The organism is Kouleothrix sp. 19917, from assembly GCF_057073505.1.
The window spans coordinates 8,496,605-8,508,800 of record NZ_CP097099.1 but is presented as its reverse complement, the minus strand read 5'-3'; the positions used below and the strand labels follow the sequence as shown (position 1 = coordinate 8,508,800).

At 62.2% G+C, this 12,196-nt stretch carries 6 protein-coding genes; 3 read left to right on the top strand and 3 right to left on the bottom strand.

Annotation, left to right across the window (positions count from 1 at the left end):
* Positions 1-126 precede the first annotated feature (126 nt).
* Positions 127-798, bottom strand: a complete 672-nt coding sequence (locus tag M1P90_RS34335) for a class I SAM-dependent methyltransferase (RefSeq protein WP_483700418.1) — start codon at positions 796-798, stop codon at positions 127-129.
* Positions 764-1,537, bottom strand: coding sequence for a glycosyltransferase family 2 protein (locus M1P90_RS34330; RefSeq protein ID WP_483700417.1), 774 nt, complete (start codon positions 1,535-1,537; stop codon positions 764-766). The genes M1P90_RS34335 and M1P90_RS34330 overlap by 35 nt, the downstream gene beginning before the upstream one ends.
* A gap of 310 nt (positions 1,538-1,847) precedes the next feature.
* On the opposite strand from M1P90_RS34330, the gene M1P90_RS34325 reads away from it, so the two are divergent.
* The 3 genes from M1P90_RS34325 (at position 1,848) to M1P90_RS34315 (ending at position 9,530) form a co-directional block, all read left to right on the top strand.
* The gene (locus M1P90_RS34325) at positions 1,848-2,813 is read left to right on the top strand and encodes an SMP-30/gluconolactonase/LRE family protein (RefSeq protein ID WP_483700416.1); all 966 of its coding nucleotides are present in this window, start codon (positions 1,848-1,850) and stop codon (positions 2,811-2,813) included.
* A 219-nt stretch (positions 2,814-3,032) separates the two neighbouring features.
* On the top strand, positions 3,033-6,125 hold the full coding sequence (locus tag M1P90_RS34320) for an ATP-binding protein (RefSeq protein WP_483700415.1): 3,093 nt from the start codon (positions 3,033-3,035) through the stop codon (positions 6,123-6,125).
* Between the two features lie 489 nt (positions 6,126-6,614).
* Positions 6,615-9,530, top strand: a complete 2,916-nt coding sequence (locus M1P90_RS34315) for a BTAD domain-containing putative transcriptional regulator (protein ID WP_483700414.1) — start codon at positions 6,615-6,617, stop codon at positions 9,528-9,530.
* A gap of 18 nt (positions 9,531-9,548) precedes the next feature.
* Here the strand turns inward: M1P90_RS34315 and M1P90_RS34310 are convergent, their stop codons facing one another.
* Positions 9,549-11,885, bottom strand: a complete 2,337-nt coding sequence (locus tag M1P90_RS34310; RefSeq protein ID WP_483700413.1) for a hypothetical protein — start codon at positions 11,883-11,885, stop codon at positions 9,549-9,551.
* Positions 11,886-12,196 lie beyond the last annotated feature (311 nt).

Sequence of the window (12,196 nt, the reverse complement as noted above, 5' to 3'; positions counted from 1 at the left end):
ATTATTATTGGCGAATAAGGAGAGTTGTTTCGTTGCGCGCAGCATGACAAAACTTCGGCACGATTGCCCTACTTTCTCAGTGTTCTCTGTGCCCTCTGTGGCGCGGTTATCTTCTCTGCTCTAGAACTAGACATCATTCCGCGCCACCAGCACCCACTGAAAGCCAAACAGCGACGGCGCGGCCAGCAAGCCCACGCGCTGCGCCAGCATTGCCGCGCGCAGCATGCCCGCGCCAAGCTGCCGGGGCCAGGCCATATACAGCGGCACCGGCGTTGGGCGGGCGCGCAGCGGGCGCAGGCCGGCGTCGCGCAGCAGGCCCTCGGCAGTGGCGCGGGTGTAGAAATGCAGGTGTGTGCGGTCGAAGATGCCGCGCTCCATCTGCGGCCAGCGCCCGCTCAGCAAAAGCAGCCGCGCCGAAAGGTGCGCCACGTTCGGCAGCGAAATGATGAAGATCGCGCCGGGACGGGCAGCCGCGCGCAACCTGCGCAGCACCGCCAGCGGGTCGGCGGTGTGCTCGAGCACGTCGGCGCACACCACCACCGCGTATGTTTCAGCCGCCAGCGGCGCGTCTTCAATACCGCTGGCAAACACCTGCCGGTAAAAAGGCCGGGCGTGCTCGGCCCAGCGCGGGTGCGGCTCGACTGCGTCGATGGTTGCGCCGCTGCCGCGTAATGCCTGCCCGAGCATGCCCTGCGCCGCGCCAACATCCAGCACTGGCCCACGCGCCTGCAGCTGCCGCACCAGCCGCAGAATCTGCTGGTGGCTACTCTGTGGGTCGCTGTGCGAAACGTAGTGCAAGCCGGCGGACGCGGGTGTGCCAGGCGTGGGCGGCGGTTGCACGGATGCATTCAAAGGCATATGGTATTCCATTGACATGGCAGATTTCGTCGCCGTAGTAGGTTGGGATTGGCACTTCGAGGATACGGTAGCCGCGCCGGAGGAAGTTCAGGATGATCTGCGTATCGAAGTGCCAGCTATCGGTCATTTTGCTGAAGTCGAGTGTGCGCAGGGCGTGGGTGGAGTAGGCGCGGTAGCCCGAGTGAAACTCGGTGAAACGCGTGCCAAGCAGCCAGTTCTGCGCAAACGACAGCACCTGATTGCCGACGTACTTGTATAGCGGCATGTTGCCGCGCAGCGCCGCGCCCTGCACCATCATGCGCGAGCCCATCACCATCTCGGCGCGGCCACTCTCCAGCGGCTCGAGCATGCGGCCCATCACCTCGGGCGCGTACTGGCCGTCGCCATGGAGCAGCACCACAATGTCGAGCCCGCGCTCGATCGCGTATTCGTAGCCGCGCTTCTGGTTGCCGCCATACATCAGGTTCACCGGGTTGCGATGCACCGTGAGCTTTTGCGCAGCGGCGGCCCCGCCGGTGTAGCCCTGCCCGACTTCGTAGGTGCGGTCGGTGCTGCAATCGTCGATCACAAAAATCTCTTCGACTTTGTCGACAATATCGGCTGGGATGCGTTCCAGAACGGCGGACAATGTGGACTCGGCATTGTAAGCGATCACGAAAATGCCGATGCGCTGGCTCATGCCGGCACTCCTTCTTCTGCCTGCTCCGCCGGGCGGTTTGCGCATCCAGCATTCGCTGTGCGCACGGAGCAGAGCCAAGCTATCAAGCTGCGTACCACCGACGTCGCATTTGCCTGTGGAAGAAGGGACTGGGCAGTTCCCTCAGCCAGCGTGGGCTGAATTTCCGGGGCCACGCGCAGCAGCGCGCCCGGCCACCAATGCAAGCGGCTATCTTCAGGTGCGCGTATTATACCCGAGATCGGCGCTGCAACGGCGTGGCGCGCCTGTGGTACGATACAGCATCACCCGCGCAAAAAGATGGAGCATTGCTATGGCAGACGAACGCCCCGCGGCGCTGGCCTGGAGCCAGGATCGCAGCATCGTGCGCTACCCCGACCCGGCCGTCGAAACGCTCGACCCGCGCTTCAACCCCTACCGCATTGGCAGCGCCGTGGTCGAGCGCCTGTGGACGGGGGCGCGCTGGACGGAAGGGCCGGTGTGGTTTGGCGATGGGCGCTACCTCTTGTTTTCCGACATCCCGAACGACCGCATGTTGCGCTGGAGCGAGGAAACTGGCGAAGTGACGGTGTTTCGCGCGCCGTCGAACAACAGCAACGGCAACACGCGCGACCGCCAGGGACGGCTGGTGACCTGCGAACACGGCACGCGCCGCGTTACGCGCACCGAGCACGATGGCCGCATCACGGTGCTGATGGATTCCTTCGAGGGCAAGCGCCTGAACGCGCCCAACGATGTCGTCGTGCATTCCGACGGCTCGATCTGGTTTACCGACCCGGGCTATGGCATCCTGATGAACTACGAAGGCTACAAAGCGCCGTTCGAGCTGCCGCGCCATGTCTACCGAATCGACCCTGACAGCGGCGCAGCGACGGTGGTGGCCGACGACTTCGACCGCCCGAACGGCCTGTGTTTCTCGCCCGACGAGCAGCTGCTGTACATCGTGGATACGGGCGCGCCGGGGCACATTCGCGTGTTCGACGTGGCGGATGGCACGCTCAGCAACAGCCGCGTGTTTGTGAAAATGAGCCCGGGCGGGTCGGACGGCATTCGCACCGACACGGACGGCAACCTGTGGTCGGCGGCAGGCTGGGGCGGCGCGGGCTTCGATGGTGTGCACTGCTTCGCGCCCGATGGCACGCTGATCGGCCAGATCCACCTGCCCGAAGCCTGCTCGAACCTGTGCTTCGGCGGCGCAAAGAAAAACCGCCTGTTTATGACCGGCAGCCAGTCGCTGTATTCGCTCTACGTCGAGGCGCTGGGCGCGCAAACGCCGTAGGCCGGGGTACTACTGTTTCTTTGTGAATGTTTTCCGCGCAGTGTGGAAAACATTCACAATCGGCTTCTGTCTTCCCTTGCCACCGCATACTCCATTAACCAATTCCCAACCAACGTTTCAATTTAGTCATTTTATTATTTCCACTGGAAAGATCCGAACGATCAGGCTCACTACGCATATATAATAGAAAGGCCGCAATGTCATCGGGAGGGAGTGACCATGCTGTCATTCACGTTGCTTGGTCACGCCGAGCTATTGCTCAATGGCGAGCCACTGCGCCGTTTTCGCAGCCAGAAAGAGCTTGCCCTGCTATGCTACCTCGCCCACACCGGGCAGGCCCACCGGCGCGACCTGATCGCTGATCTGCTGTGGGAAAGCGATTCTTCCAAACAGGCATTATCGAATTTGCGCACGGTGCTGGCGCGCGTGCAGCAGCAAGTGGGCGACGACCTGCTGGTTGCGCCGCGCTCGCTTGAGCTTGCGCCAGAAAGCCGCAACGACGTTGATTCGCGCCGGTTGCTGGAAACACTTGCCAGTGTCGGGGCGATCAGTTCCCCCGCCGCAGCAAACACCGCCGATGGCGCGCTGGCCAGCTATCGCGGCGATTTCCTGGCTGGCTTCCAGGTGCGCAATGCCCCGCGCTTCGATGAGTGGGCCGCGCAAACACGCGAACACATTCACCGCGAGGTAGTGGCCGCCTACGAGAAGCTGGCGCGCTACATGCAGTCGGCCGGCGAATGTGATCATGGGATCGCGATCACGCGGCGCTGGCTGCAGGCCGACCCGCTCGACGAAGCTGCGCATACTGTACTGCTCCAATTTCTGCTGGCAAGCGGCAATACCCGCGAAGCCCTGGCCCACTACGAGCGATCTGCCGCGCTGCTGCGCGCCGAGCTGGGCATCGCGCCGCCCGCAGCGATGACGGCGCTGATCAAAAATGTGCAGCCACACCGCGCCACGCCCCCGCGCCCGGTTGCCGCGACGCGCCACAACCTGCCCGCCGCCCACGATCAGTTTTTTGGCCGCAGCGCCATTCAGCACAGTCTGCACGCGCGCCTTGATCAGGCGTGGTGCCGGCTGGTGACGATTGTTGGGCCGGGCGGCGTGGGCAAAACCCGCCTCGCCACCATGGTTGCCCGCGAACGCCTTCAGCGCTACCCCGACGGCGTGTGGCTGATTGATCTGGCCGATGTCGACCCGAACGACGAGAACCTGGCCGAGGCGATTGCGGTGGAAATTGCCGCTGTGCTCGATCTGCGCTTTGCCAGCGCAGCCACGCCTGAAAAGCAGCTGCTCGATTATTTGCAGCACAAACACGCCCTGCTCATTCTGGATAATTTCGAGCACTTGCTCGCCGGCAGCCAGATTGTTTTCGACATCACCCAGCGCTGCGAAAACGTGCAGCTACTGGTGACCTCGCGCGAGGCGTTGCGGCTGCGGGCCGAGTGGGCGGTTGCGCTGGACAGCCTGAGCTACCCGCGCGACGAGGCCGACGACGCGCCTGCGGAGGCGGTCGAGCTGTTTTCGGCGCGGTGGGAGCAGCAGCATGCGGGGGCGCTGGCCGGCGACGAGCTGGCTGCGGTGCGCGCGATCTGCCAGATGGTCGAGGGCTTGCCACTGGCGATTGAGCTGGCCGCCGCGCTTACCCGCCGTGACACGGCCCGCGCGATTGCGGATGGCCTGCATAGCGGCTTCGGCGCGCTCACAGCCTCCATGCGCGACCGGCCACAGCGCCACCAGAACATGCAGATCGTGTTCGAGATGTCGTGGCGCGCGCTGGCCCCGGCGCTGCAACACCTGCTGGCGCGCTTGTCGGTGTTTCGCGGCGGCTTCAGCGCAGTGTCGGCACACGAGGTCGCTGGGGCCGATGCCGAACAGCTTGGCGCGCTGTGCGAAAAGTCGCTTCTTGCATACCAGCCAGAACGCCAGCGTTACAGGCTGCACCCAGTGATCCGCGCATTTGCGACGGCCAAACGCGTATCAAACGACCCAACACCCGAGCGCCACGCGCAGTTCTTTCTGGCCTTGCTGGCCGCGCACGCTGAGCCGCTGCAAGGACACAGGCCGCAAGACTCAATTGGGCTGCTGGAGCCGGATATCGAGAATGTGCGGCTGGCCTGGCAGACGGGCATTGCCCAGCGCCGCGCCAGCTGGCTGCTCGATGCGCTCACCGCGCTGTCGATCTACTACCAGCTGCGCGGATTATCGCGCGAGGGCGAGGCAGTGATGCACGCAACCGCTGATGCGGCGACTGGCTGGAACGCGGACGGCGTCGCGCTGGCGACTCGTGCTAGCGTTGAGCGGGCGCGCTTCCAGAACCGGCTTGGCCAGCACTGGCCTGCCATGCAAAGTGCGCAAGCGGCCCTGAAACTGGCTGCTACCTGCGCCGACCGCTGGGCCGAAGGGATGGCGCATGTCTGGTGGGGCGAAGCGCTGTGGCGGCTCGGCAAGTACGACGCGGCGCGCGCCAACCTCGGGTACGCGCTAGAAATTGCCCAGGCCATCGGTTCCACCCAACTCATTGGCTGGGTGCACCACCACCTCGGCATCATAGACGACATTCAGGGCCGCTACGACGCCGCGCACAAACACCTGCAGCGCGCCTGCGACGCCTGGCGCAGCCTGGGCAACGCCACAACCCTGAGCGTCAGTTTGAACAGCCTGGGCCTGGTGTGCCACCACGGGGGCGATCTGCCCGCCGCGCAGCAGTTTATGGAACACGCCCTGCGCCTGTGCGAACAGATCGACAACCGCCATCTGCAGGCGCTGCTGTTCAACAACCTGAGCATTGTTGCCACCGAGCGCGGCGACTACACGGGCGCGCATCACTACCTGCAACACGGGCTGGAGCTGGCGGCAGGCAGCGGCAATGCCACCGGGCAGGCCGAGATGCTTAACAACCTGGGCCGAAATGCGCTGTTGCAGGGTCATTTCGGTCGCGCCGCAGAATATCACGAGCAAGCACTACAGCTTGCCGAGCAATTGGGGAGTCGCTCGACAATGGCGATTGCAATGCTCAACCTGGCCGAAGCCAAACGCGAGCTTGGCGACAGCCAGCGCGCCGAAGCCCTGTATCGCCAGGCGCTTCAGCTCGCCCAGCACGACAAACTCCAGCGCACCGAATGCAATGCGCTGATTGGCCTGGCCGAGCTGCTGGCCCACAGCGACCCACGCCAGGCGCATCAGTTGATTGCCAGCGCAGGGAGCATAGCCGAAGAACTTGGAAATCCCAATTTCATCGAACGAGCCAGTGCAGTTGCTCGCGCCCTGAGAACATCTGCTGCGCACAAAGACCAGAATCTGTCTGCGTGATACGTTCTGCCGATGCACGTGCGGCGGTGTATGGTGTTCCTCTTTCAAATAACCACCAAGACACCAAGACACCAAGAGTTTTAGAATCTTGGTGTCTTGGTGTCTTGGTGGTAAAGTTCTCGATATCTTTATCCAAGAAACCTGCGCCTAGTGCATTATCAAGAAAGCAATGCGGAAATCAGGGAAGAACATCAGCATTGCAAACACCGAATCCCAAACCCTAATCCCTGCGCTGAAAGCGCACTAGCCACCGCAGTGCGAGCCAGTGCAGTCACTTGCGAAGGTAACAATCGGCTGCAGGGCGATGAGCGTGGGCACGACGGCGGCGAGGACGATCAGCTTCCAGCGACGAATGCGTTCCATTGGGGTCTCCTTGTGCGTTCACCCGGCTCGCGGTGAGCCGTGTTGGTGGCTGCACGATAGGAAAACCCCGCACCCATAGCGCACCCAGAACGCAATTCGCTTGGGTGCGTTGCCACGAGAAGAAGGATGAGTGGGAACACCAGACTGGAAATTGCGCTGCTTGGGCCGCTTCAGGTGCGGCTGGCGGGCGCTGCCGCCACGTTTCGCACCGACGCCGAGCGCGTGCTGCTGGCCTACCTCGCCGCGCACCAGGGCAGCGCGCAGCGCCGCGACACGCTGGCCAGCCTGTTCGCGCCCGACCGCCCCGACGTCGAGGCGCTGACTTACCTGCGCAATCGGCTTGCCCGCCTGCGCGACGCGATTGGCGACGAACACGCCGCGCCGCCCTGGCTCGATATCGACCGCAAGCAGATTGCCCTGCGCAGTGGGGACGACATCACCGTCGATCTGGCCGTGTTCGAGCGGCAGGTGGTGGCAGTGGAAGCGCACGCCCACCGCGAGCTGGCTGGCTGCCCGACCTGTCTGGCACGACTCGATCAAGCCGTCGCGCTGGTGCGTGGCGACGTGTTAGCCGGCTTGAACTTCGCCAGCGAAACCTGGGAAACCTGGCTGGCTGCCCAGCGCGAGCACTATGGGCAGCGAGCACTTGCGGCCATGGCGCTCTTGCGCGAAGCGCGGCTGGCGCGTGGCGAATGGCCCGCCGCGCTCGACATTGCGCAACGCCAGCTTGCGCTGGAGCCGTGGCTGGAAGCGGCCCACCGCGCCGCCATGATCGCGCACGCCCAGCTCCATGATCGCAATGCCGCGCTGGCGCAGTTCGAGCTGTGCGAACGTGTGCTGTGGGATGAGCTGGGCGTGGAGCCTGAGGAAGAAACCGAGCAGCTGCGCAAGCGCATTTTCGACGGCGTGCCGCTGGCGAGAGGTGGCATCGATACTCGCGACAACCTGCCGCCGCAGATGGGCGTGTTCTTTGGCCGCGAACCCGAGCAGGCGCAGCTGCTGGAACGATTGGTCGACCCGCGCTACCGCCTAATTACCATCGTTGGCGCGGGCGGCATAGGCAAAACGCGCCTGTCGATCGAGGCGGCCAGACAGGCGCGGGCCAGCTTTCCCGACGGCGTGTGGTTTGTCGCGCTGGATGCGGTAAACGGCGGCGCGGAGCAGATCAAAATCGCGGTTGGCGCGGCGGCCGGGCTGGCGCAGGATGGCAAACAGCTTAGTGGCGAGCAGGTACTGGCGATTCTGCGCGACAAACGCGCGCTGCTGATCTTCGACAACTGCGAGGTCGCGCTCGACGAACTTGCGTTCATTCCCGAATGGCTGCGCCGCGCCCCACAAATCGCGGTGCTCGCCACCTCGCGCGAGCCGCTGAACTTCGCCGCCGAGTCGGTAGTATTGCTCGGTGGCTTGCCCACAGGCACGACGAAAACGAATGCCGCCGAAGCGATGTTTGCCGAGCGCGGGCGGGCGGCCCGCGACGATTTCAGTGTATCGGACGAAAATCTGCCGCAGGTGCAGGCGATTTGCGAATTAGTAGACGGCTCGCCGCTGGGCATCGCGCTGGCCGCCGCATGGGTGCGCCGCCGCTCGCTCGCGCAGATCCGCGACGAAATCAGCCGCTCGCTCGATTTCCTCAGCACCCGCCAGCGCGACGCCGACCCGCGCCACCGCAGCATGCGCGCCGTGTTCGAGGCGTCGTGGCAGCAGCTAGTGCCGGAAGAACAAGCCGTGCTGGCGGCGCTGTCGGCTTTCCCCGCCACGTTCACCGCCGACGCTGCCCGCGCCATTGCCGGGGCCAGCCAGCTCGACCTCGACGCGCTGTGCGAGAAGTCGCTGCTCCAGCAACAGCACGAGCACGAACGTTATAGTATGCACAGCCTCTTGCGCCAGTTCGCCGCCGACAAGCTGGCCGCAAAAACACCAGCCATCGACCGCGCCTTTGTCGCGTATTTCCACGATTTCGCCCGCACGCACCGCGACGACTACGCCGGTTTGCAGCCCGAATGGCGCAATTTCTCCGCTGCCATTGGTAAAGCGCACGCGCTGGAGATCTGGCGGGATGTTCTTGATATTGTGCAGGCGCTCGACGAGCCGTGGTTCCACCAGATCCGCTTTGCCGACATGCGCGAAGCGCTGACGCTTGCGCTCGACGCCGCGCGCGCCCTGCACAACGAGCCGGCACTCGCGCACACGTTCTTGCGCCTGGGCGAGATCGAGATCGAGCAGAATAACTACCTGCCTGCCGAAACGCACCTCGCCGATGCGATTTGGCGCTTCACGCGGCTGGAAGATGGCCCGGGGATAGCAAACAGCAAATACTTCCTCAGCCGCATCAAGCTAGAGCAGGCGCAGGATCATGAAGCGCTCGTGTTGAGCGCCGATTCAAAACGCATTTTTGAAGCAGAGCAGAATTGGCTCGGCATCGCCCGAAATCTCAATCTGCTCGCCATTTGTTCTATGAAACAGCCTGACAATTTCCAAACGGCCCAAACATATTTGCAAGATTCCGCTGCTATGCAACGCCGGCTGCCATTAACAGCCGATTATATTGACACGCTGCGTTATTTGGCACGCATCAAGAGTTGGTCGGAAGAGTATACGGCAGCAGAGGCACACCTCGACGAGGCGATGCAGGTAAGCCAGCAGCAGGGAAATATGGGCGAGTACGCGGCCGTGCTGTATGAGCGCGTCCTACTGTGTAAAAGGCGCGGCCAAATCGACAAGGCATTTGCGTATGGCTATGATTGCTTAGATATATTCAAAAAGCTTGGGAGCTTGCGCTGGGCAGCCATCGCCAAAACACAGCTCGGCTTGCTCCACCAGGCCAAGCAAAACCCGCAGCAGGCCTTGGCGCTCCTCAAGGAAAGCCTGGATATTTTTGGCGAGGTAGGTGATACCTATGAGCAAGCCTATTCCCACTACTACCTATTCAAGCTGTATGCCGAAATCGGGCAGGGCGAGCAAAGCCTCAGCGAGAAGCAGCTCGCCCTTCAGCTTAATCGTGAATTGAACAATCCGCATCTCGCCGAGTGGCTGAGCTAGTATTTCTAGAGGCTTGCCTTAGGGGTGGCCGCCAGTGCCGATTGGCCCATTGTCGCCCCAGATCCGCAAATACGCCTGCAAACGCGCTTCGGCCTGCTCGGCATCATCGGTTGCAGCCGCCGCAATGCCCGGCGCAGAAGCAAGCAACACCGCAGGCTGCACAGCTTCGTGCGATTTTGCCATGCCAGTCAGAAGCGCCATTTCGCGGGCGTAGTGCTGCACGGTGGAGCGGGCTGCTGGCTCGGTTACTTCTGCGCTGCTGCCGCTGTGCCAGGGAATACCGTGCGCCGCTGGCCCGCCGCTCGCCTGAAGCGAACCGAGCAAAAGGCCCGCAAACGTCCGAATCATCTCGCGAATACTTTTCAGCACCCGGTCGACATTGACGATCTGCTCGAGCTGCGTGGAAGAAGCATCGGGCAGGTACAGGCGCGCCGGCCGCCCGGTGCCAGCATCGACACGAATGGTGCCCCAGCTCTCCAGCCGCGCCGTCCATTTTTCATCAAGCATATCGGGCACGTCGGCAAACTGGTACTGCGGGTCGAGCTCGCCAAGGATGCGCAAGGTTTCGGAAAGAATATACGGGCGCAGGCGCGGCGTTGGGTGTTCGTTATCTTCGTTCCAGGCGCGCTGCTTATCGCCCGATTCAAGAAATGCCTGCATGCTAAACACCGACAGTGGCCCAGCGATAATGCAGCCATACACATCGGCAAAAACCTCTTCGCACCACCAGTAATAGGGTTTGTTGCGAAATCGCTCGCTGATCTGCGCAATTGGTTTGTCACCAATGCTGCCATGCTGGTAAATGTAGTGGCCGACCTCATGCGGAATCGCCAGCAGTTCAAACGAGGCGAAATTGCTTTCGGTGAGCGAGCTGGCGTCGGCAGGCGCAGTTTCTGGCGCATCGTCGGCAAATGTGTCGCCCGGCGAAATACGGTCGTAATTAATGCCAACCAGAATACACTGGTCGGTGTAGGGCATATGGTGAATATACGTATCTTCGCTGAAGTAGGTAATAACCGCCAGGGTATCGGCCGTATTCGTGAGCAGATGCTGAAAGGGCGCAACCGCTTTGGTGGCGAGCTTATCCATGATCACAAGGTCGCCCGCCAGCGAGCTTTGCGAAAACCCGCCCTGCGAATGGCTCCAGCGCCGCTGCATGGTTGCGCGCTGAATCAGCTCGTGATCGCTTGCAATTGCGCGAAAGCAGCTTCGAATCAAATCAAGCGGCGGCAATTCTTTCTTCCGCTGGCTTGTGTCCAGCACCTGCTGCATCAGCACCTGCAGCGTGTTCTTATCGAACAATTGCAGCGCCTTGCTGAATGCCAGCAGGTTCCAAAGCTGTGTGACCTGAAAATCGTAGTCGAGGATCTCTGGATCGTTCTTTTCTTCTTCGGTTTTTGCGCGCAAAAGCTTGCCGAGCAGCTGCTGATTCTTTTCTTGCAGGGAGCCCTGCGCGGCACCTGCGCTGCTCGGCCGGCCGTCGTCTGCCGCTTCACTTTCCAGCAGCTCGCTCAGCAATTCCGTGTTGCCTGGCGCTTCGATATCAATGCCGCTGATTGCCCGCAGCGCATCCACCAGCAGAAACCGGGTTAAGTTGCTGACGCTCTGCATACTGCGGGTGCGGCCCTTCAGCGTTTCCGGGCGCGACAGATCGAACCACGCGGTGTCGGCGCCATTCGTGAGAAAGGCTGGGCTGAGCATGATCTCCCAGATGCCATATGCCTGCTGAACACCGGCATTGGTGCTGGTAAACACCAGCTCCTGGCGCTCCTTGAAGTCACTGAACGCGCCAATTGAATTGACATCACCATAGGCAACCAGCCAGCCAGTTTCGGCGTGCGCGCTATCGGTGGGTTGGTTGTTGGCGGGGTAGGCATTCACCAGCGCAATCGCGTCGTTTTCCTGAAGCGGCGCGCCCACAGGTTTGTGCGGTGACCAAATGACCCAGATGCCGGTGCCATTATCGCGGTTGGCCGCGCCCGAGGTAAACACGCCGCAGCGCACAATTCGCTCGTTGCCCTGGCCTTGCGCAAACTCCTGATCGCGAAACGGCCCCAGGTCTTCCACCCACCCGCAGCAATCGAGGTAGCCAGCGTCGGAGTACATGTTGCGCAGGTGCACTCGATCGCCAATGCAAAGCGGCGCACCTTCCTTTTTCCCCTCGGCCGAAATGATCTGCCAGCTTGTCGTTCCACCGCCGCGATCTTTCTCGGCATAGGTTGAAACAAAGATGCGCTCGGTGCCGGCAACGTTCCAGAAGGCGGGGCTGTTCGCCACCCATCCGTAGGTGTCGAGGTAGGTGCCGGATGCGGTATTTTGCAGAAGCACGATCGCGCCAAATCTCACTGCTGCCATTGTTCTCTCCTTCTCAACGCTGCTGCACACGCCGCTGCCCACCACTGCCACACGTTGGCCACGCGCCCTCCTGGCCCACTGCCATCTTCCACATTGCGTCTGTCGGTGCCGAAATTATACACCGATGAGAGGAGTCAGGATTCAGGAGGCAGCACTGCTCAACCCAACTCGCGCACGCTGCACATCGACTCGCGCACTGATTACTCTGGAAAGAAAGTTCTTTTTTACAACGGGCAAGCTTCCAGGAAGCTAAGCGGGTTATCAGATTGAAGGAAAACTGGCTTGAGCTTCCTGGAAGCTGAGTACAAGGA